Annotated in this window: 19 protein-coding genes; 13 read left to right on the top strand and 6 right to left on the bottom strand. The window is 70.4% G+C overall.

Features of this window, described 5'->3' with window-relative positions:
• Positions 1 to 29: 29 nt before the first annotated feature.
• Complete coding sequence (locus ACLQ23_RS17770) at positions 30 to 1,325, bottom strand: extracellular solute-binding protein (RefSeq protein ID WP_355632652.1); 1,296 nt, start codon at positions 1,323 to 1,325, stop codon at positions 30 to 32.
• Between the two features lie 251 nt (positions 1,326 to 1,576).
• On the opposite strand from ACLQ23_RS17770, the gene ACLQ23_RS17765 reads away from it, so the two are divergent.
• The 4 genes from ACLQ23_RS17765 (at position 1,577) to trxA (ending at position 5,456) form a co-directional block, all read left to right on the top strand.
• Complete coding sequence (locus ACLQ23_RS17765) at positions 1,577 to 3,202, top strand: glycoside hydrolase family 43 protein (protein WP_425734802.1); 1,626 nt, start codon at positions 1,577 to 1,579, stop codon at positions 3,200 to 3,202.
• A 194-nt stretch (positions 3,203 to 3,396) separates the two neighbouring features.
• A complete protein-coding gene (locus ACLQ23_RS17760; RefSeq protein WP_425880828.1) occupies positions 3,397 to 4,605 on the top strand; it encodes a chitosanase in 1,209 nt (402 codons plus the stop codon).
• A 141-nt stretch (positions 4,606 to 4,746) separates the two neighbouring features.
• On the top strand, positions 4,747 to 5,139 hold the full coding sequence (locus ACLQ23_RS17755; RefSeq protein ID WP_355588641.1) for a MerR family transcriptional regulator: 393 nt from the start codon (positions 4,747 to 4,749) through the stop codon (positions 5,137 to 5,139).
• Positions 5,109 to 5,456, top strand: coding sequence for a thioredoxin (gene trxA / locus ACLQ23_RS17750; RefSeq protein WP_425734804.1), 348 nt, complete (start codon positions 5,109 to 5,111; stop codon positions 5,454 to 5,456). The genes ACLQ23_RS17755 and trxA overlap by 31 nt, the downstream gene beginning before the upstream one ends.
• A gap of 4 nt (positions 5,457 to 5,460) precedes the next feature.
• On the opposite strand, the gene ACLQ23_RS17745 is transcribed toward trxA, so the two are convergent.
• Positions 5,461 to 6,075 carry a DUF5872 domain-containing protein gene (locus tag ACLQ23_RS17745; protein ID WP_355588637.1) on the bottom strand — a complete coding sequence of 205 codons (615 nt, stop codon included), beginning with the start codon at positions 6,073 to 6,075 and terminating at the stop codon, positions 5,461 to 5,463.
• Between the two features lie 97 nt (positions 6,076 to 6,172).
• Here ACLQ23_RS17745 and ACLQ23_RS17740 point away from each other — a divergent pair, with 97 nt between their 5' ends.
• Positions 6,173 to 8,068 (top strand): ABC transporter ATP-binding protein, encoded by a 1,896-nt coding sequence (locus ACLQ23_RS17740; protein ID WP_425734806.1) that lies wholly within the window; start codon positions 6,173 to 6,175, stop codon positions 8,066 to 8,068.
• Between the two features lie 177 nt (positions 8,069 to 8,245).
• On the opposite strand, the gene ACLQ23_RS17735 is transcribed toward ACLQ23_RS17740, so the two are convergent.
• From ACLQ23_RS17735 to ACLQ23_RS17725, 3 genes are all read right to left on the bottom strand, one after another.
• Positions 8,246 to 8,764: a PepSY domain-containing protein gene (locus ACLQ23_RS17735; protein ID WP_425880827.1), complete on the bottom strand. Its 519-nt coding sequence runs from the start codon at positions 8,762 to 8,764 to the stop codon at positions 8,246 to 8,248.
• Between the two features lie 273 nt (positions 8,765 to 9,037).
• Positions 9,038 to 10,315, bottom strand: a complete 1,278-nt coding sequence (locus ACLQ23_RS17730; protein WP_425880826.1) for a HAMP domain-containing sensor histidine kinase — start codon at positions 10,313 to 10,315, stop codon at positions 9,038 to 9,040.
• Entirely contained in the window at positions 10,312 to 11,007 is a 696-nt protein-coding gene (locus ACLQ23_RS17725; RefSeq protein ID WP_355588629.1) for a response regulator transcription factor, read from the bottom strand. The genes ACLQ23_RS17730 and ACLQ23_RS17725 overlap by 4 nt, the downstream gene beginning before the upstream one ends.
• A gap of 102 nt (positions 11,008 to 11,109) precedes the next feature.
• Between ACLQ23_RS17725 and ACLQ23_RS17720 the strand changes: the two genes are divergently transcribed.
• From ACLQ23_RS17720 to ACLQ23_RS17710, 3 genes are all read left to right on the top strand, one after another.
• On the top strand, positions 11,110 to 11,559 hold the full coding sequence (locus ACLQ23_RS17720; RefSeq protein ID WP_425880825.1) for a septum formation initiator: 450 nt from the start codon (positions 11,110 to 11,112) through the stop codon (positions 11,557 to 11,559).
• A 143-nt stretch (positions 11,560 to 11,702) separates the two neighbouring features.
• The gene (locus tag ACLQ23_RS17715) at positions 11,703 to 12,842 is read left to right on the top strand and encodes a zinc-dependent alcohol dehydrogenase (RefSeq protein WP_425880824.1); all 1,140 of its coding nucleotides are present in this window, start codon (positions 11,703 to 11,705) and stop codon (positions 12,840 to 12,842) included.
• A gap of 17 nt (positions 12,843 to 12,859) precedes the next feature.
• Positions 12,860 to 13,432, top strand: a complete 573-nt coding sequence (locus tag ACLQ23_RS17710) for a hypothetical protein (RefSeq protein ID WP_425880823.1) — start codon at positions 12,860 to 12,862, stop codon at positions 13,430 to 13,432.
• 33 nt (positions 13,433 to 13,465) lie between these two features.
• Here ACLQ23_RS17710 and ACLQ23_RS17705 read toward each other — a convergent pair whose 3' ends face one another.
• Complete coding sequence (locus tag ACLQ23_RS17705) at positions 13,466 to 14,053, bottom strand: TetR/AcrR family transcriptional regulator (protein WP_425880822.1); 588 nt, start codon at positions 14,051 to 14,053, stop codon at positions 13,466 to 13,468.
• Between the two features lie 142 nt (positions 14,054 to 14,195).
• On the opposite strand from ACLQ23_RS17705, the gene ACLQ23_RS17700 reads away from it, so the two are divergent.
• The 5 genes from ACLQ23_RS17700 (at position 14,196) to ACLQ23_RS17680 (ending at position 21,250) form a co-directional block, all read left to right on the top strand.
• Entirely contained in the window at positions 14,196 to 15,215 is a 1,020-nt protein-coding gene (locus ACLQ23_RS17700) for an aldo/keto reductase (protein ID WP_425880821.1), read from the top strand.
• 19 nt (positions 15,216 to 15,234) lie between these two features.
• Positions 15,235 to 16,110 (top strand): LLM class flavin-dependent oxidoreductase, encoded by an 876-nt coding sequence (locus ACLQ23_RS17695; RefSeq protein WP_425880820.1) that lies wholly within the window; start codon positions 15,235 to 15,237, stop codon positions 16,108 to 16,110.
• A gap of 150 nt (positions 16,111 to 16,260) precedes the next feature.
• Positions 16,261 to 17,334 (top strand): endonuclease domain-containing protein, encoded by a 1,074-nt coding sequence (locus ACLQ23_RS17690; RefSeq protein ID WP_355588618.1) that lies wholly within the window; start codon positions 16,261 to 16,263, stop codon positions 17,332 to 17,334.
• Positions 17,331 to 18,035, top strand: a complete 705-nt coding sequence (locus ACLQ23_RS17685; RefSeq protein ID WP_425880819.1) for a hypothetical protein — start codon at positions 17,331 to 17,333, stop codon at positions 18,033 to 18,035. Before ACLQ23_RS17690 ends, ACLQ23_RS17685 begins: the two co-directional genes overlap by 4 nt.
• Complete coding sequence (locus tag ACLQ23_RS17680; RefSeq protein ID WP_425880818.1) at positions 18,032 to 21,250, top strand: ATP-binding protein; 3,219 nt, start codon at positions 18,032 to 18,034, stop codon at positions 21,248 to 21,250. Before ACLQ23_RS17685 ends, ACLQ23_RS17680 begins: the two co-directional genes overlap by 4 nt.
• Positions 21,251 to 21,377 lie beyond the last annotated feature (127 nt).

The following is a 21,377-nucleotide window of genomic DNA, read 5'->3' as shown; positions in this document are numbered from 1 at the left end:
GCCAGCTACGGATGGATGGGTGCTCACGTTCAGACGGTCTTTGCCACCTGCGTGATGTCCTTGACGATCGCCGCCGGCGACTTCTTGCCGGCGATGATCTCCGCGACGCTGTCGTTGATCTGCTGTCCGAGTGCGGGCGCGTACGCCTGGTCGAGGTAGAGCTGGAAGCCGGTGTTCTTGGACAGGGCCTCCGCGACGACCTTGTTGTTGGCGTCGCTGACGGCCGAGGTGGCGTCCTTGACCGTGGGCAGAACGGCTCCCGTCTGGGCGGACCGCTTCTGGTTCTCGACGCTGAGCAGGAACTTCAGGAAGTCGATGGTGGCCGCCGGAGCGTCCTTGCCGACCGCGAAGCCGTTGCCGCCGCCGAAGACCTCGGTCGCGGCGCCCTTGCCGCCGTCCACGGCGGGGAACGGGAAGAAGCCGAGCTTGTCGCCGAGACCCTTCTTGCTCGTGGAGCTTGACCCCTGCACCGCCGGCGCCCACTGCCCCATCAGCTCCATGCCGGCCTTGCCGTTGCCCATGGTGGCGGCCTGGCCGTCGGGCGAGCCGTACTCGGCGCCCAGGAAGCCGTTCTGGAACGGCTGCAGGTCGACGAGTTCCTTGAGCCGCTCACCGGCGGCGACCAGGTCGGGGGTGTCGAAGTTCTTGCTGTCCACGGCCTTCTGCAGCGCGTCGACACCACCGATGCGCATGGCCAGGTACGACCAGTAGAAGTGGGCCGGCCACTTGTCCTTGCCGGCGAGCGCGACCGGGGTGATGCCTGCGGCCTTGAGCTTGCGGACCGCGTCGAGCACGCCGTTCCAGGTGGTGGGGGTCTCGGTGATGCCGGCGCGGGTGAAGAGTTCCTTGTTGTACCAGAACCCGACCATCCCGATGTCGAACGGGATGCCGTAGATCTTGCCGTCGATCGTGTACGGCTGCATGGCGGCGGGCAGGATGCCGCTGACCAGGTCCTTCACGTCGTCGGTGAGGTCCTTGACCAGACCTGCGTCCACCTGCTGCTTGAGCACGCCGCCACCCCAGGACTGGAACAGGTCCGGCGGGTCGCCGGCCTGGGTGGCGGTGGTGAGCTTGGCCTTGAACGCCTCGTTCTCCAGGGGCTGGATGGTGAACGTGACGTTGCTGTGTGCAGCCTTGTACTCCTCCGACAGCGCGGCCCACACGGGCAGCATCGGTTCGGTGTTCTGGATGTGCCACCAGTTGATGGTCTGCGGCGCGTTCGGGTCGCTCGACGCTTCGTCGCTGCTGCACGCGCTGAGCAGGTAGGCACCGGCGCCGGCACCGGCGAGGCCGAGCAGCGTTCGGCGGGTGAGGTGGGTGGTCATGATCCATCCCTTCGGGGACTCACTGAGGGTGCGGAAACGCCGGCCAAGCCGGCACGGTTCAGACCTGGATCTCCGGAACTTTCAATGCTTCGTCGGCGTTACCGATCGATGGCCGGCACGCTACGAGCTGTTTCGGCGGCGGTCAAGACCCCTGTCCAGCCGGGAAAAGACCGACTAACGTAGTGAAGACTTCCTATGGTTTGGTACCGCATAATTTCCGGAAGTTCATAAACCCGCACAGAGGAGCCCTCGTGTCGATCGACACCGCTGACGTGGCGACCGCTGCCTGGTCGATCCGCAACCCCGTCCTCGCCGGATTCCACCCGGATCCGTCGATCCTGCGCGTCGGCGACGACTTCTACCTGGCCACCTCGACCTTCGAGTGGTATCCGGGAGTCCGCGTGCACCACTCGCGCGACCTCGTCAACTGGCGCACCCTGGGCGGGATCATCACCGACCGCCGCCTGCTCGACCTGCGTGGCTGCGGCGACTCCAACGGTGTGTGGGCGCCCGACCTGACGTACCACGACGGCGAGTTTCACCTCGTTTACAGCGACGTGGCCAGCTTCGCCAGCGGCTACTGGGACCCCCAGAACTTCCTGGTGACCGCGCCCGACATCGCCGGGCCCTGGTCGGATCCGGTGAAACTGCACGGCCGTGGGTTCGACGCCGCGCTGTTCCACGACGACGACGGCACCACGTGGCTGCTGAGCATGAGCGCCGACTGGCGACCCGGTCGGGACCGCTTCGGCGGCATCGAGATCCAGCAGTACGACCGGGCCACGCGCCGTCTCGTCGGGCGGCCCCGGATGCTGTTCATGGGCACGTCGGTGGGGGTCACCGAGGGCCCGCACCTCTACCGTCATGACGGCTGGTACTGGCTGATCACTGCCGAGGGCGGCACCAGCTGGGAGCACCAGGTCACCGTCGCGCGGTCGCGGGAGCTGTTCGGGCCGTACGAGGTGGACCCGGACGGACCGTTGCTCACCTCGGTGAACCGCCCCGATCTGCCGTTGCAGAAGGCCGGTCACGGCAGCCTGGTCCGCACCCCGGACGGCGGGTGGTACCTGGCGCACCTGGTGGGTCGTCCCTACTCACCGCTGGGCAACTGCGTGCTGGGCCGCGAGACCGCGATCCAGCGGGTCGAGTGGCCGGAAGGTGGCTGGCCCCGGGTGGCCGGAGGCGTTCCGGCCGAGGAGGTCGTCGCCCCCGACCTGCCCCCGCACCCGTGGCCTGCGGAACCCGCCACCGACCACTTCGACGAGCCCGAGCTGGGTCACTGCTGGTCGACGCTGCGGCGTCCGGCCACCGCGGACTGGGTCGACCTGAGCTCGCGACCGTCGCACCTGCGGGTTCACGGCGGGCAGTCTCCGGTGGGGCGGCAGGCTCCGAGCCTTGTGGCACGCCGCGTCGGCGCGACGCACTGCTCGCTGGAGACGACTGTCGAGTTCGACCCGATCGACCACCGTCAGCTCGCCGGGATCACCGCGTACTACAACACACTGAACTGGCATCACCTCTACCTGACCCGTGCCGACGACGGGCGCGCGGTGCTGGAGTTGCTCAGCTCCGACAACGGTCGGCGCACCGCGTACCCGGAGCTGACAGTCGACGCCGACGGCGTCACCCGGGTCGGCCTGCGGGCGGTCTTCGACGGGCCGGTGGTCCGCTTCGACTACGACCTCGGCGACGGTTGGCAGCGGCTGCCCGTCGACCTGGACGCGACGATCCTGTCCGACGAGCACGCGGCTCTGATCATCGACGGGGAGCCTGCGGCGTGGGGCTTCACCGGCGCGTTCCTCGGCCTGTGGGTGCAGGATCTCGGCGGCGACGGCGTGTACGCCGACTTCGACCTGGCCACCTATCAGGAGCACTGACGACGGGGGGTGCCGACCGGGAAAGCGCTCCTTCTCCCGGTCGGCACCGCATCGTGGCCGCCGATTGAACCTTTGACGTCGCATCGACGTACTGGTAACTGTTAATACAGTTACCTGATTCTTGCGACGTCCACCGCGCCCACACGCCATCGGCCGGCCCGCGCGGTGCGCCGCTGCATCCCCCGAGGAGCACAATGGTGCGCACGAGGACAACCGCCTACGCCGTGGGCGCGCTGCTGATCGCCGTCGCGGCGGTCGGCTACGGCCTGCCGTCAGCCAGCGCCGCGACCGCCGGGCCGATCACCGGCCTCGGCGGCAAGTGCGTCGACGTCGCCGCCGCCAACCCGGCAAACGGCACGCCGATCCAGCTCTACGACTGCAACGGCACAGCGGCCCAGACGTGGACGGTAGGCAACGCCGACAACTCCATCCGCGCGCTCGGCAAGTGCCTGGACGTCACCGCCGCGTCGAGCGCCGACGGCGCGAAGGTGCAGTTGTACGACTGCAACAACACCGGCGCACAGAGGTGGACGGCGAGCAACGGCGCGCTCGTCAACACCGGCTCCGGCAAGTGCCTCGACGTCACCGACCGCAACACGGCAAACGGCACCCGGTTGCAGATCTGGACCTGCTCGGGCACCACGAACCAGCGCTGGACGCTACCCGGTGGCGGCACCCCCACCCCCACCCCCACCACACCGACAGGCGTCAACCTCGACGACCCGGCGAAGAAGGACGTCGCCATGCAACTCGTCTCGGCGGCGGAAAACTCATCCCTCGACTGGCGCGCGCAGTTCTCCTACATCGAGGACATCGGCGACGGGCGCGGCTACACGGCCGGCATCATCGGGTTCTGCTCCGGCACCGGCGACATGCTCGAACTGGTCGAGGCGTACACCCGCGCCAAGCCGGGCAACGTGCTTGCCGCGTACCTGCCGGCTCTGCGTGCCGTCAACGGCACGGACTCGCACGCGGGCCTGGACCCGAACTTCCCCCGCGACTGGCGGACCGCGGCCACCGACTCGGCGTTCCGGGCCGCCCAGGAGGCCGAGCGGGACCGGGTGTACTTCAACCCGTCGGTACGCGACGGCAAGAACGACCAGGTCCGGGCGCTCGGCCAGTTCGCCTACTACGACGCTGCGGTGATGCACGGGTACGAGGGCATGCGTCAGATCCGCAGCCGCGCCCTCACCCGCGCGAAGCCCCCGGCCCAGGGCGGCGACGAGCGGACCTGGCTCAACGCGTTCCTCGACGAACGGGTCATCGAGATGCGTAAGGAGGCCGCCCACTCGGACACGTCCCGCGTCGACACGGCCCAGCGGGTGTTCCTCAACAACGGCAACCTCGACCTGAACACCCCGCTGGTGTTCGCGGTCTACGGCGACCAGTTCCGGATCGGCTAGACCCCCACCGGCACGCGCACGACGCTCAGGGCGCCGCCTCGCGGCGCCCTGAGCTGTTCGCCGGTGACCGGGCACACGTCTTGCCTTGACGCTGACGACAAGGTTTAGCGTTGACCCCACGAGCTGGTCGAGGAGGTCGCGATGCTGATCGGCGAGCTGGCGGAACGGGCCGGCACGAGCACCCGCACGCTGCGCTACTACGAGGCGCACGGGTTGGTACGGCCGCAGCGCTCGGCAAACGGCTACCGCGTCTACGACGAGGCGGAGCTGCGGGTCGTCAGGGAGATCCGGGCGCTGCTGGACGTGGGCTTCGGCCTCGACGACGTCCGCCCGTTCGTTGCCTGCCTGCGGGCGGGCAACGCGTCCGGCGACGTCTGCCCGGACTCGGTGCTGGTGCTGCGACGCAAGCTCGCGGAGGTCGACGACTACCTCGGACGGCTCGGCGACGTACGCCGGCAGTTGCACGACCAACTCACCCACGCTATCGCCCACCGGGAGGACACATGCCCCAGGAAACGACAGTCGGCTCGCTGATCACCGTCACCGACGACACGTTCGCCGAACTGGTGCTGGCCAGCGAACGACCCGTGGTGGTCGACTTCTGGGCGGACTGGTGCCCGCCCTGCAAGATGATCGAGAAGAGCCTCGCCGAGCTGGCGGGAGAGTTCGGCGACCGGATGGCGGTGGCCAAGCTCAACAGCGACGACAACCCGCGGACCACGCGTGCCTACGCCGTCATGTCCCTGCCGACGCTTCTGGTGTTCCGTCGCGGCGAGGTCGTCGGCTCGATCGTCGGGTCCAGGCCGAAGACCTATCTGCGACAGACCCTGACCACGCACGCCGGCATCTGACGGGTCAGCGCCTGCCGAGTTCCGCCTCCAGCCGCTGGATGAGCGTCTTGCGGCCCTTGCCGCCGCGTTCGGTGCGCAGGGCCGCCCGGAGCTGACGCGTGTCCAGGCCACGAACGAGTTTGGCCGCCTCGGCGACAGGCATCTCCGACATCCGGCCGCCCGTCCCGGCGCCCTTTCGCGGCTGCTTGGCCGGGCCGGTGGCGTTTCGCTGCTGCTTGGCAGGGCTGGTGGCGTCCCTGCGCGCCCGCTTCGCCGGGCCGGTGTTGGCGACGTACTGCCGGCCGTTGCGGGACGCTTCACGTTTCTTCGTGTCGGTCGCGCGCTTCTGACTGTCCGACAGCTCGTCCCAGGCCCGCTTGGGCAGGTACCGACTTGTCGTACCGCCCCGGCGGGCGCGGGTGTCGCCCTCCTTCGTCTGCCACTTCTCGTTGCCCCAGCGCTGGAGGGACTTCTGCCGCTCGTCCTTTTCGCCGAGAAAACCGCCGCCGCGCCGCTTGTACTCCTGCGTGAGCAACTGCGACTTGCGAGCCGACCACTGGCCCTTCCTGCCGCCCTTGTCGGATGCCTTGATCTCTTCCTTGATCTGCTCCCGGAGTTCGGGTTTCGTGTACCGCGCCATGGTTCGCAGCTACCCGGGACCGCGCCGGCTATGCGTCCGGCACGTCGTGTTGACCTCAACCGGACGCGAGGTTCTAGCCTCCTTGCGGAGGTACGGAATGAGTATGGAAGTTACCGCGTGGACGTCCCTGCACCGCGCGATGAATGCCCAGGAAGAACGACCGTTGTCCCTTGCCACCCTGAAGCGCATCGGGCGGTTCGCACGACCACACCGCCGACTGATCGTCAGGTTCCTGCTGTTGAGCGTGGTGACAGCGGTGCTCACGGTGGCCGCTCCCGTGCTCGCCGGGCGGGTGGTGGACGCGATCGTCGTCGGTGCCGACAGCGGCGTCGTGATCCGGTTGGCCGCGCTGATCGCCGTGATCGCCCTGGCCGAGGCCGGCCTCGGTCTGGTGACGCGGTTCCTGTCCGCGAGCATCGGTGAAGGGCTGATCGTCGACCTGCGGACAGCCGTCTTCGACCACGTCCAGCGCATGCCCGTGGCGTTCTTCACCCGGACACGTACCGGCGCGCTTGTCAGCCGCCTGAACAACGACGTGATCGGCGCGCAACGGGCGTTCAGCGACACACTGTCGGGAGTCGTCGGCAACGCCGTCACCCTGGCCCTGACGCTTGCGGTGATGCTCACCTTCTCGTGGCAGATCACGCTGCTGGCGCTCGTACTCCTGCCGATCTTCGTGCTCCCGGCCCGGCGGATGGGTTCGCGGCTCGCCCGGTTGCAGCGCGAGGCGGCCGAGCACAACGCGGCAATGAGCACCCGGATGACCGAACGTTTCTCCGCACCCGGCGCGACGCTCGTCAAGCTGTACGGGCGGCCGGCCGAGGAGTCGGCCGAGTTCGCGGCGCGGGCGCGGCGGGTGCGCGACATCGGCATCCGCGCCGCAATGCTCCAGTGGGTCTTCATCACCGCGCTCACCGTCGTCGGCTCGCTGGCGCTGGCCCTCGTCTACGGGCTCGGCGGCGTGTACGCGCTGCGGGGCAGCCTGGACGCCGGCACGGTGGTCGCGCTCGCGCTGCTGCTGTCGCGCCTCTACGCGCCGCTGACCTCGCTGGCGAGCGCCCGGGTCGAGGTGATGAGCGCGCTGGTGAGCTTCGAGCGGGTGTTCGAGGTCCTCGACCTCAAGCCGCTGATCCTCGACAAGCCCGACGCCCGGCCGCTGCCGGACGGGCCGGTCGCCGTGGAGTTCGAGGGGGTACGGTTCGGCTACCCGTCGGCCGAGAAGGTGTCGCTGGCGTCCCTGGAGGATGTGGCGAAGCTCGATACGCGCGGCGGCGAGGAGGTGCTGCACGGCGTGTCGTTCCGCGCCGAGGCGGGCCAGATGGTCGCCCTCGTCGGCTCCTCCGGAGCTGGCAAGTCGACGATCGCGCAACTCGTTCCCCGCCTGTACGACGTCGAGGACGGCGCGGTACGCCTCGCCGACGTCGACGTACGCGATCTTTCGTCGGATTCGATCCGGGCGGCTCTCGGCGTGGTGACCCAGGACGGGCACCTGTTCCACGAGAGCATCCGCGCCAACCTGGCGTTCGCCGCGCCGGACGCGACGGAGGAGGAGATGTGGGATGCGCTGCGCCGGGCTCGGCTGGAGGCCCTGATCCGTTCGCTGCCTGACGGGCTCGACACTGTCGTCGGTGAACGGGGGTACCGCCTGTCGGGCGGGGAACGGCAACGGCTCACGATCGCGCGGCTGCTGCTGGCCCGCCCACGTGTGGTCATTCTCGACGAGGCGACGGCACATCTGGACTCCACGTCGGAGGCAGCCGTCCAGGAGGCCCTCGCCGAGGCGTTGGACGGCCGGACGAGTGTGGTCATCGCACACCGGCTGTCCACGATCCGCGCGGCGGACCAGATTCTCGTCGTCGAGGACGGCCACATCGTGGAACGTGGGCGGCACAGCGAACTGCTCGCCGCCGGGGGCCGCTACCAGGATCTGTACCGCACCCAGTTCGACCAGGACGAGCCGGAGGCGCCGCAGCAGCGCGTCGCGACCGTCTGAGGAGTGCTGTCATGCCGCCGCCCGCCACGGCGATCCCGTGACGGGCGGCGGTTGGTCGTGTCAGTCGCGGTTAGTGGTGTCAGTCGCGGCTGGTGGTGTCAGTCGCGGTTAGTGGCGTCAGTCGCGCGGCTGGTGCTGTCAGTCGCGCCGCTGGTGGTGTCAGTCGCGGTTAGTGTGTCAGTCGTCGTCGCCGGACTTGTCGTCGTCGTCATCATCGGCGTCGTCATCGTCATCGTCATCGGCGTCATCGTCGTCGTCGTCGACCGGCTCCTGCTCGGCCTTGACCACCGTGCCGTTGTCGCGGTCGACGTCCACCTCGTGCTCGACGTCGCCCGCGACGATCTCGACGCTCCAGACCGGTCGGCCGTTCTCCTCCTCGGCCTCGACCTCGACGATCTGGCCGCCACCGGCCTTGGCGAGGGCGATCTCACCAGCGCGCTGCTCGTCCACCACGCTGCCCGCTGGCGCGGTGCTGGCCGAGGGGGAGCCCGCCGACGGCGTACCTGATGGGGTGCCGCTGGTGCCCGGAACGGGCGTGGCGGTGTCGTCAGTGGCCGTCGGGGCGACGGTTGCCGCGGCGAGTGTCGTGCCTCCAGGCCGCGAGTTGTTCGCGGCGGTGACGCCGAGCGCGACCCCGACCACCGCCAGCACCGCCGACCCGCCGACTGTCGCCAGAAGCAGATTGGTGCGCTTCATCGTGGTGTCCACCTTTCCTCGGTTGTCGACTCTGAGGATCGGTCGGATCGGGATAGCAGCGCGCTGTCCAGACGATAAGGCCGGGTTAAGCCGCCGCGTCCCCGTAGATCTTGGACAGTTTCCGTTAGCGGCTAACGGAAACTGTCCAAGATCTACGAGAGCCGAGCTGCCCAAGGCCGCGGCGACAGCCGGGCGGCGCAAGGCCACGGGCAGCGCAAGGCCACGGCGACAGCCGAGCCTGCGAGAGCCGAGCCAGCGTGCCGCGGTGGCCGCTCAGGCCACTCGCGGTGGCCCGAGCCGGAGCAGCACCTGCGTTCCGCCTCCCTCACCGGTACGCAGCTCCAGCCGGCCGCCTCCGGCCTGCGCGGCGCGGCGGGCGATGTCCAGGCCCAGACCTGTCGACCCGGCCGAGCTGGCGCCCCGCTCGACCGCGCCGGCCGGCATCCCCGGCCCCTCGTCGGCGATGGTGAGCAGCACCTCCCCCGTCTCGACGGCCAGCCGGACGGCGAACGGTGTCCCGTCGGGCGTGTGCGCGAAGACGTTGCCGAGCAGGGCGTCCACGGCGGCCGTCAGGTCGTCGGCAGGCACACCGACGAGGATCGGGCCGGGGGCCAGGTCGAGGCTGACGGCCCGGCCGGTGTCCTCGGCCAGCACCGACCAGAACGCGACCCGGTCGGCGACGATCGCCGCGGCGTCCGAGGCTGCGGCGCCTGGCGTCGGTGTACGCCAGCGGGCCTGCCGGATCAGCCCGGTGACCGCCCGTTCGAGCCCGTCGGCGGCGGCCGTGATCCGGGCCCCGTCGTCCGGGTCGCGCAACGACTCGGCCTCCAACCGCAGCGCCGTCAACGGTGTGCGCAGCCGGTGCGACAGGTCGGCGACCTGCTCACGCTCCTGTACCAGGAGGACCTGGATCCGGGCGGCCAGATGGTTGAGCGCGCCGGCGACCTCGCGCAGCTCCGCCGGGCCTGCCGGCGTGACCCGGGCGTCCAGTTCGGCGTTCGCGAGGCGGTGCGACACGGCGGACAGTTCGCTGATCGGCCTGACCAGCGTGCGGGCGAGCCGGTCGGCGACCGCCAGCCCGATCAGCACCAGAAGCACTCCGAGCAGGGCCAGCACCAGCCAGGCCCGGGTCACCCCGGCGGTCAGCTCCTGTTTCGGCACGACGATGCGGATCACCCCGGTGCCGTCGGCCCGGCCCTGCACGGCGATGACCACCTCCCGCCCCGCCGCGGACTCACCGGTGAGGCTCTGCCCGCGTGCCGCCAGGGCCACCGCAGGGGTACGGGGTGCCGGGGCGCCGAGCACGGTGCCGTCGGGCAGGAAGACGCTCACCTCCCGACCGGACTCGGCGGCGAGCTGCTCGACGGTTACCCGGATGGTGGCCGCGTCGGCGGTGCCGACCACGGGCACAAGGCTCTGCGCGTCGGCGGTGGCCCGCACTGTCGCCCGGTCCTCGGCGACGGTGCGCACGAGCAGCGCCAGCGGCACCAGGAACGCGATGAGGGTGAGCACGCTGACCGCAGCGACAAGCAGCGCGAGGCGTGCCCTCACCGCTGTGCCACCGGCGCGTCCAGTCGTACCCCGACGCCCCGCACGGTGTGCAGGTAGCGCGGCTGCTGGGCGCTCTCGCCAAGCTTGCGGCGCAGCCACGACAGGTGCACGTCGACGGTCTTGTCGGCGCCGCCGTACGGAATCTGCCACACCTCGGTGAGCAGCTCACGTTTGGTGACCACCTGGCCGGGCCGTCCCGCGAGGTGATGCAGCAGGTCGAACTCGCGGGGCGTCAACTCCACTGCCGCACCGTCGAGGGTGACCTGCCGGGCCCGGGGGTCGATGCGCAGTCCGCCGACAACGAGCGCCGGGTCCTGCGTGTCGACGCCGGCAGGCCCGCGCCGCAGCACCGCCCGGACGCGGGCGTCGAGCTGCGCGGCGGTGAACGGCTTGACCACGTAGTCGTCCGCGCCCGCGTCGAGCACCCGCACGATCTCGGTCTCGTCGTCGCGGGCGGTGGCCACGATGACCGGCACCGAACTCACCGCGCGCAGCATCCGCAGCAGCTCCCGCCCGTCCAGGTCGGGCAGCCCCAGGTCGAGCACGACGAGGTCGGGGCGGTCCTCCAGGGCGTCGCGCAGCCCGGCCATCGCGGTCGAGGCCGCGGCCACCGCGTGCCCGCGTTCCCGCAGAGCCCGGATCAATGGGGTACGGATCGTCAGGTCGTCCTCGATGAGCAGCAGGCGGGCCACAGCAGGCAGGCTAGCCGCTACGGCCGGGCTCAGGGCGCGCGTTAGCACTGCCTTAGCGTTCAGATGTGCCTGCCACAACCGAGGATCGGGGATAGTCAGAGGATGGGCCGTCGTTCGATTCTCGTCGCCACCGGGTGGGTGGCGACCGCCGCCGTGGCCACCCTCATCGGGTTGGGCGCGATCCGGCTGGTGGGCGAGAGCATCACCGGCACGCCGGGCGGGGTGCGCAGCGAGGCCGAGATCGAACGGGCGCTCGCCTCCCCGGAGCCGACGCCCACCGGCACGACGGCCGCTGGCACGGCGAGTGCCGCGCCGACCGCCAGCCCCGGGTTCCGCAGGGGCTTCGCCATCGAGGGCGGCACGGCGGTGGCCGAGTGCGCCGCCGACGGGGTGCGCCTCGTCTCCTGGGCGCCCGCACAGGGCTTCCGGGTCCGCGACGTGGACCGGGGCCCGGACGACGACGTCGAGGTCACGTTCGAGGGGCCGGGCGGGGAGCACGAGCTGAAGGTGCGCTGCATCGGCTCGGAGCCGGTGGCCGTCGCCGACGACTGAGCCGCCGCTGCGCGACGGCGGGTCACCGGCGTGGCCGCCCGGACGCTCCGGTTTACCCCAGGAGACCCAGGGTAGGGAGCGCAGTGCGGCGGACGGCAGGTCGTCCTTGAGCACGCTGGTCCGGGAGGCAACGAATGCGAGCGATGGTGTACCGCGGACCGTACCGCGTGCGCGTCGAGGAGAAGGACCGGCCGGCCATCGAGCATCCCAACGACGCGATCGTCCGGGTGACCCGGGCCGCGATCTGTGGCTCGGATCTGCACCTCTACCACGGGATGATGCCGGACACCCGGGTCGGGATGACCTTCGGTCACGAGTTCGTCGGCGTGGTCGACGAGGTGGGGCCGTCGGTGCGCAACGTCAAGCGCGGTGACCGGGTGATGGTCCCGTTCAACGTGTACTGCGGGTCGTGCTTCTTCTGCGCCCGAGGGCTGTTCAGCAACTGCCACAACGTCAACCCGAACGCCACAGCCGTGGGCGGCATCTACGGCTACTCGCACACGTGCGGCGGCTATGACGGTGGCCAGTCCGAGTACGTCCGGGTGCCGTTCGCCGACGTCGGGCCCAGCCTGATTCCCGAGTGGATGGACGACGACGATGCCGTCCTGCTCACCGACGCGCTCGCCACCGGATATTTCGGCGCGCAGCTCGGCGACATCGTCGAGGGCGATGTGGTCGTGGTGTTCGGCGCCGGACCGGTGGGCCTGTACGCCGCCAAGTCGGCGTGGTTGATGGGAGCCGGCCGGGTCATCGTCATCGACCACCTCGACTACCGGCTGGAGAAGGCGGCGTCGTTCGCCCACGCCGAGACGTACAACTTCGCCGAGTACGACGACATCGTCGTACACATGAAGAAGATCACCGATCATCTGGGTGCCGACGTGGCCATCGACGCGGTCGGGGCGGAGGCGGACGGCAACCTCCTGCAGCACGTCACCGCAACGAAGCTGAAGTTGCAGGGCGGCTCCCCCATCGCGTTGAACTGGGCCATCGACTCGGTCCGCAAGGGCGGCACCATCTCGGTGATGGGCGCGTACGGGCCGATGTTCAGCGCCGTCAAGTTCGGCGACGCGATGAACAAGGGATTGACCCTGCGGATGAACCAGTGCCCGGTGAAGCGGCAGTGGCCGCGCCTGTTCGAGCACGTCCGCAACGGCTACCTCAAGCCCAGCGACATCGTCACCCACCGGATTCCGCTGGAGCACGTCGCCGAGGCGTACCACATCTTCTCCGCGAAGCTCGACGGCTGCATCAAGCCGCTTATCGTTCCGAGCGCCGCCTGACCCACCGGGAGCCCTTCATGCCGTACACAGCGGACAAGCCGAAACTGGCCGAATCCAGCGACGAGCTGCGTGCCCGTATCCCCGGGTGGGGCGTGGACCTCGACCCGAAGGACCGGCCCTCGGTGCCGAAGGAGCAGTTCGATCCGACCCTCAACGGCGCGCACTGGGAGTTCCCCGAGCGGCAGCCCGAGAAGTGGCCCCGGGAGAGGTCGATCGAGCACAAGTTCCTCACCCCGGTCTTCGGCACCTCGTGCCCTCCCAAGGGGCTCTCCGGGGTGATCCGCCGGCACTCCTACCGTCGGTACAGCGAAGGGCGGGCGGCGCACTGGCTGCTCCTGCTCGCAGCCGACCGGGTGGACGCGGTCGAGAGCACCGTCGCGTCGTTCCTGACCCGTCATCCCGACAACCCGCTCACCGAGACCGGCGTCCTGAGCGAGTTCACCCGGCACGGGCTCTCCTCACGTCTGCGCGGCAAGCGCGTGGACCGGGTGCACCACCCGCTCGACCCGATCATCGTCGCCACGCCGTGGGTGCTGGCCGGAGGGGCCGCCTACCTGGTCCTCAGGGGAATCGTCCGGCGCGGGCGTTGAGGAGGGCCGGCTGTCTTCCCCCGCCTTCTTTCCTCAGCTGCGGACGGTCAGGCCGGCGATGAGGACGCCGACCATGCGGCGGGCGTCGTAGCGGGGGTCGTCCGCGCCGATGCAGAGGTTTCCGACACCTCGCAGCAGTACGAGGGCACCCACGTCGGGGTCGATCTCGCCGGCCGCTGCGGCGGCGGCGAGCAGTTCGGCGCACACGGGCACCAGCCGGTCGAGGAAATAGGCGTGCAGCGTCTGGAAGGCGGCGTTGTCCGATTGCAACGCCGCGGCGAGGCCGTGCTTGGTGACGAGGAAATCGACGAAGAGGTCGATCCATTGCGCCAGCGCCGCGTACGGCGTGCTGCTGCTGGCCAGCAGGGTGGGCCCGGCCTCGGCGCACGCCTCGACCTGGTGTCGGTACACGGCCACGATGAGGTCGGCGCGCGTCGGGAAGTGCCGGTAGATCGTGCCCACGCCGACGCCGGCCCTGCTGGCGATCTCACGGACCGGCACGTCGACGCCGGAGGCGATGAAGGCCGAGGCGGCGGCGTCCAGCAGGGTCGCCTCGTTGCGCCGCGCGTCGGCCCGTTTCCGGGGTGCCGGACGCGCTGATCCGCTCTCGATGTCGGCCACTGCGCCACTCCTTCAGCCACTACGACTTGGCAAACGGAACCAGGTTCCGTATATTCGTTACCGGAACCTGGTTCCGCTTGCTCAGTCTGCCAGAGCAGGTGGGCCGCGGCCAAATACACCCCTGCCACACGGAGGAACAGTCATGCAGTACCGCACCTTGGGTCGCACCGGCGTCCAGGTCAGCACGCTCGCGCTCGGCGCGATGAACTTTGGCGCGTTGGGGCGTACCACCCTCCAGGACGCAACGGCGATCATCGACGCCGCCCTGGAGGCGGGCATCAACCTCATCGACACCGCCGACAGGTACAGCCAGGGCGAATCGGAGGAAATCGTCGGCAGGGCCATCGCCGGCCGCCGCGACGACATCGTGCTCGCCACGAAGGCGGGCATGCCCATGGGCGAGGAGCGCAACCATCAGGGTAGCTCACGCCGGTGGCTGGTCACCGAGCTGGACAACAGCCTGCGGCGCCTCGGCGTCGACCACGTCGACCTCTACCAGATCCACAGGTGGGACCCGACCACCAGCGACGAGGAGAACCTGTCGGCTCTGACCGACCTCCAGCGGGCCGGCAAGATCCGCTACTTCGGCTCCTCGACCTTCCCCGCGTACCGCATCGTGCAGGCCGAGTGGGCCGCCCGGGAGCACCACCTCAGCCGGTACGTCACCGAGCAGCCCAGCTACTCGATCCTGCAGCGGGGAATCGAGACCCACGTACTGCCGGTCACCGAGCAGTACGGCCTCGGCGTGCTGGCCTGGAGCCCACTGGCGTCGGGCTGGCTGTCCGGCGCGATCCGAGCCGGGCAGGAGATCACCACCAGCCGCTCGGCGATCCTGCCGGAACGCTTCGACCTCGGCGTAGCCGCCAACCAGGCCAGGATGAACGCCGTCGAGCAGCTGGCAAGCGTCGCCGACGACGCGGGCCTCACCATGATCCAGCTGGCGCTCGGCTTCGTCACCGCGCACCGGGCCGTGACCAGCGCGATCATCGGCCCCCGCACGATGGACCACCTGCGTTCCCAACTCGCCGCGGCGGACACCGTGCTTCCCGGCGACGTGCTCGACGCCATCGATGCGATCGTCGCTCCCGGCGTCGACCTTGCCGCCCACGAGAAGTTCGACACCCCGCCCGCCCTGCTCGACCCGGCACTGCGGCGTCGCTGACACCGAGAGGAGGCCACACATGCACCATGGACACCGGGCCCAGTTCGGGATCATGACCGCTCCGTCGCAGGTCGACTACGAGGACGTCCTGCGGGTCTGGCGCGAGGCGGACACGATCCCGAACATCGAGCACGCCTGGCTCTTCGATCACCTGATGCCGATCGCCGGCGACCCCAGCGGACCGACGTACGAGGGCTGGACACTGCTCTCGGCCCTCGCCGCGCAGACCCGACGCCTGCGCCTCGGTCTGCTGGTGACAAGCAACCGCTTCCGACCGCCCGCGATGCTCGCCAAAATCGCCACGACCGTCGACGTGGTCTCCGGCGGGCGGCTGGACTTCGGTATCGGCGGAGGTTCGCGGCCCGGTCATCCGCTGGCCCGGCGCGAGTACGCGGCGCACGGGCTGCCCTTCCACGACTTCGCCCACTCGGTGGGAAGCCTCGCGGAAGCCTGCACCGTCATCCGACGCCTGTGGACCGAGCCGGAACCTTTCGACTTCCACGGCACGTACGTCGATCTCACAGGCGCCTTCGGCAACCCCAAGCCGGTCCAGCGTCCCCACCCGCCGATCCTCATCGGCGGACGGTCCGCGCCGGTCCTGCGCGTGGTCGCCGAGCACGCAGACCTGTGGAACATCCCGGGCGGCGACATCGACGACGCCGTCCAGCGGAGTGCGCTGTTGGACCGCTACTGCGCCGAGATCGGTCGCGACCCCGCGTCGATCAGGCGATCCATGGTCCTCCAGGTCTCCTACGACGAGCCACACACGACCCTGGAGGCGATCCGTACGGCGATGGGCGCCGGGTTCTCGCACATCGTTCTGGGGCTGTCGACGCCATACCCCGCGCACGTTGCGCAGTGGGTCAGCGAGCGGCTCATCACCCCGGCCGGCTAGCACCCGGAGTTCACCGGAAGGTGTTGTCCCGGGACGGTGGCCGGGCCGATCACTGTCGTAAGGTGCCAGCATGGCGCACCCCGCTCGGCCCGATGTCGGGCCCTGCGGGGCGTACGGGGGCCACCGCCGGCAGTGCGGTACCGCAGCCCGATGACGTCGACCTGGTGGGCCGCTGCGCCGCCCCGACGCGTCAGCCATCTGCCGGCCGTCGACCCCGAACTGTTGCGGGTAGCGCTCGACCCGCTGCCCCTGGGCGCACCGGCTGTCGTGCACTACCGGCCCGTGGCAGTGGGTCAGCTCGGTGACCTGGCGAGCACCCTGCTCGACGAGTTGGACAGCGCGGCGCTCGCGATGTTTCCCAACTGGTTACCGGGTGCGGCCGGCTTCGACGGTCAGGGCGAGCTGAGCGTCGCGGCGGCCCGCTCGCTGGCGGCCCGCACCGCCGCCCGGTCGCGGCACTTCGGTCCGTTCCTGATCGACCTGGCCGAACGCGCGACACGCGGTGCCCGGCAGCCCGGCGATCGGCTCCGCTTTCCGGCGGAGGTACGCGCCGCCGGGCTCGCCCGGGTGATCGCCGAGGCGTACGACCGCAAGGAGTGCGTCCTTGTCGTCACCGTGCCCGAGTTGGGCCCGGACGCCGAACGGACGCTCGTGGCCGCCGCCGAGTGGCTGGTGCGCCACGGCGGCTTCACGGTGTGGCTGACCGGCGCCACGATGCGGCACGCGGACCGGGTCCGTTCCGTGCCGGTGACGGTGCCGGCGCGCTTCGCCGAGCTGGCCAACCCGAGCAGTCGGATTCCCGACGTGGTCGGCCCACCGGAGCCCACCTTGCTGGCCTGGCCGCCGATCGCTGGTGTGCCACGCGGCGACAGCCCAGCCGAGCAGGCACTCGAACGCGCCCTCGCGTCACACCGGTGGGCGCGTGGGCGGCGGTGGAATCAGATCTACGATCCGCATCCGCTCGGCGAGGCGTACCGTCTGGATCTCTTTTGGCCCGCCGAAGGTCTTGCGGTCGAGGTGGACGGCCCGGAGCATCGAGGGCGAATCGCTTTCGCCAACGACCGGCGGAGGGACGTTCGGCTGCACCTGCTCGGGCTGAGCGTGCTCCGCTTCACCAATGAACAGGTGCTGTCCGACGTAGCGGCGGTGGTCGACGGGATCCGCCGGCTGCTGGCCCACCGACGCGCGGACGGCACGCATCCCCTTGGAGATGAGACATCATGACGAGCCCGGCGGACGTACCGAGCCTGACGTCGAACCAGATCAACGCCCTCGTGGTGCTGATGGTCGAGGCGCGCCGACTCACCAACGTCGAGCTACGTGAGTTGGCCGGCTTCACCCTTACCGGCAAGGACAACAAACGGCTCATCGACCTGGGCCTGGTCGAAACCGACCGGGGGCACCGGCCGTTCGCCCACGAGCTGACCGACGAGGGCTGGAGGATCGCCCGACAGCTGCACACCGCCGTGCCGCCCAAGGGAGCGGGCTCGGCGACGCGGTCCCTGCTCACCGTCCTTACCAATCTGCACCGCTCGTTGGACCGGCTCCGGGTCAGCCACGGCGACTTCTTCAAGCAGACCGACGGCGCGGTTCCGGCCGCCAACACGCCGGAATCCTCCGCCAGCACGCGAGAACCCGCCGCCACGCCGGATCCGGCCGCCGCTGACGTACAGGCACTGGTGCGCGAGGCGTACCGGGAGTTGGCCACGGCACCGGGGGCCTGGGTCGGCCTCGCCGACATTCGGGACCGGCTCGCCGACACCGACCGGGCCGCCCTGGACGCGACGTTGCGGGCGATGGTCGGCCAGGAGAACGTCCGCATCATTCCGGTGGCCAACACCAAGTCGCTGACCCCGCGCGACCGCGCGGCGGCCGTTCGGATCGGCAACGAGGACAACCACGCCCTGGCGATCGGCCCGGCGTGATCTCCGACGAGCAGCGCGCCGCCCTGGAGGCGGTGAGTCTCAACCCGGCCGTCACCCCGGACGACGTCTGGCGGGCCAGCCCGCACAACGTCCCGGAGTTGCACGAGAAGGTGGTCGCGGAGATCCTGCGCGGGGTGGGACGGGCCCGCACGGACGACACGACGGTGCCGCTCGGGGTGGCCATGCAGGGCCGCGCAGGCGCCGGCAAGACGCACCTGCTCGGCGCGGTTCGTGAACGCGTCCAGCGCGACGGCGGCTACTTCTTCCTGGTGGACATGGTCAGTGGCAAGACGTTCTGGGAGAGCGTCGCCCTGGCCCTGGTGGAGGGCATGGGTCGCGACGCGATCGGCTGGGGCACCCAGCTGCGTACCTTCCTACGCCGGCTCACCGCCCAACTCGGCTTGCCGGTCGAGGTCCGGGACGCGATCGCCGGCACCCGGCCGGTGACCCGGGAACACCTTGACACCTTCATCCGAGGGCTGCGCACCCGTGATCGGGAGGTCGGACGGGACTGCCAGGACACCGCGCGTGCGCTGGTCCTGCACGGCGCGATCGACTTCGAGGCGCAGGACGTGGGTTACGCCCACCTGATTTCCGAGCCGGGCGACCCGCAGGCGCGGGCGGCGTGGGGGCTGAGCACCGCGCTGCGGACCCCACAGCAGATCGTGCAGGACATCTCCCGGCTGATGGCCCTGACGCTGGACCCGACGGTCATCGCCGTGGACCAGCTCGACACGCTCTTCGCCCAGAGCAGCACCTCCCTGTGGGAGCAGCACGCCGGGCTGGAGGACGCCCAGGCGAGGGTGGTCGGGCCGATCGCCGACGGCCTGCTCAAGCTCCGTGACGTCACCCGTCGGACGCTTGTCGTCGTCTCCTGCCTGCCCGACACCTGGGAGTTGCTGACGCGCAGCGCGCCCACACCGGTCAGTGACCGGTTCCGGCAGGCGACTCTGCCGGACCGGATACCCACTGCCGAGATCGGCCTGGCCATCGTGGCCAAGCGGCTCACCGCCGCGTTCGCGGGACCGCGCTTCGTCCCGCCGCACCCGACCTGGCCGATCGACCCCGCCGCCTTCGCCGACGCGCCCACCCTGACACCACGCGCTCTGCTGCGGCGAGTGGACCGCCATGTCGCCTGGTGCCGCGACCGCGACGAGGTCACCGAACTCGACCGGCTCATCGACGGTGCCGACACAGCGGCGACTCCGACCGTCGTGCCCGGCCGGGTCAGTGACCAGGCCGCCGACGAGCAGAAGCTGCGCGAACTGGACGCCCGCTTCGCCGAACTGGTAGACGCGGCGGACGTTTCGGCCGCGCTCGCCGCAGCCACCGAGGACGAGCGGATGCCACCGCTGCTCGCGGCCGGGCTGGCTGCCTGGATCGCCGAGCAGGCACCGACGGGAGCCGCCTACAAGTACGACCCGCCGCCCAGTCGCAAGCCCGCCCTGCACGGGCGGTTGATCGAGGTGCTCGACGAGGCAACCGAGAACGAGGCGCACTGGTGCTTCCGGGCCATCGCACACTCCAACGCGATCGCGGTCACCGCGCGGGTCAAGGCCGCGTGCACAATGGCCGGACTGGACCGGGACCTACCGCAACGGCGACTGGTGCTGCTGCGTAACGGCCCCTGGCCGACGGGCAAGCGTACGACGGAGGTGTTGACCGCCTTCGACGCGGCCGGCGGCGTTCGGTGCGCGGTGACGGAGGCGGACCTGCGGGTCTTCGCGGCGCTGCGGGTGTTGGCGGGCGAGCCGTCCGCGGTCCTGCAGGAGTGGCTGCTCACCCGCCGCCCGGCCAGCGGCACGGGTCTGTTCCGGAGGTTCTTGCCGGGGGCTGACCACGCGGCCTCCAGCACGGAAGGTTCGCCGCAGGGGCACCTCGACGACGGCACCGACGAGACGACGGCCGACGCGACCGCGCCGGTCACCACCGATTCGCCCGACCCGGCGGTCGTCGCCGACGGGCGGTCGATCGGCTTGGGGCGGACCGTCCAGGGTGGCAAGCCGTTCGCGGTGGATCTGGAGTCGCTGCGCCGGCACGCCGTCGTGTTCGCCGGCTCGGGTTCCGGTAAGACCGTGCTGATCCGCCGGCTCGTCGAGGAGTGCGCCCGGCAGGGTGTCTCCTCGATCGTGCTCGACCCCAACAACGACCTCGCCCGGCTCGGCGACGCGTGGCCCGAGGCACCGAGCGGCTGGAGCCCCGGTGACGCCGAGCGAGCCGACGACTATCTCGCCCACACCGAGGTGGTGGTGTGGACGCCCCGGGTCACCGCCGGCCGGCCGCTGAGTTTCCAACCGCTGCCCGACTTCACATCGCTGCGTGAGTGGCCCGACGAGTTCGACCAGGCGATCCGGTCCGCCGTGGAGGCCCTCGCGCCGCGGGCCGGCGTCGACCGGCCCACCAAGCTGGCGCAGCAGGGCAAGGCCGTGCTCACCGAGGCCCTCCAGGCGTACGCGCGCAGCGGCATGGTCGGCCTGCACGGCTTCACCGAGTTCCTCGCGGAGCTGCCCGAGGGGGTCAGCCGTCTGACGCGGGCCGACAAGCTCGCCCAGGAGTTGGCCGAGACGCTCAAGGCGGCGATGGTCACCGACCCGCTCTTCGGCGGGATCGGCGCGCCGGCCGACCCGGGGTTGCTGTTGACGCCGTCGCCGGGCCGGCGGGCACGGGTCTCGGTCATCAGCTTCGTCGGCCTCACCTCCGACCAGGAACGTCAGAGCTTCGTCAACCAGTTGCAGATGGCGCTCTTCGCCTGGGTCAAGCGGCACCCGGCGGGTGACCGTCCGTTGGGCGGCCTCTTCGTGATGGACGAGGCACAGACGCTCGCCCCGTCGACCGGCAACACGGCCTGCACGGCCAGCTCCATCGCGCTCGCCTCGCAGGCCCGCAAGTACGGGCTCGGGTTGGTCTTCGCCACCCAGGCGCCCAAGGGTCTGCACAACCAGATCTCCGGCAACGCGACGACGCAGTTCTTCGGGCTGCTCAACGCGCCCGCGCAGATCGACGCCGCTCGCCAGTTGGCCGAGGCCAAGGGCGGACGGCTGCCCGACATCGGCCTGTTGAGCAGCGGCGAGTTCTACGTGGCCGGGGAGGGGTTCTCGTTCCTCAAGGTCCGCACCCCGCTGTGCCTCACGCATCATCCGAAGGCGCCGATGACTCCCGAGGAGGTCGTCGCCCGCGCCCGCCCGGCGGGTGATCCGCACTCTGGCAGGCCGTGACGGCAGCGTGGCGCGGCGGCCGGAAGCCGCCGCGCCACAGAGCCGATCCGAGGGTACGAGGGTCAGCTCGCTGCAGGAGACCGACTGCCAGGTCCAGTTGCCGCCGCCCCCGTCGGTGCCACCCACT

The organism is Micromonospora sp. DT41 (assembly GCF_049841715.1).
GTDB lineage: Bacteria > Actinomycetota > Actinomycetes > Mycobacteriales > Micromonosporaceae > Micromonospora > Micromonospora profundi.
The sequence above is the reverse complement of the archived record's forward strand: the minus strand, read 5'-3'. Positions and strand labels throughout refer to the sequence as shown.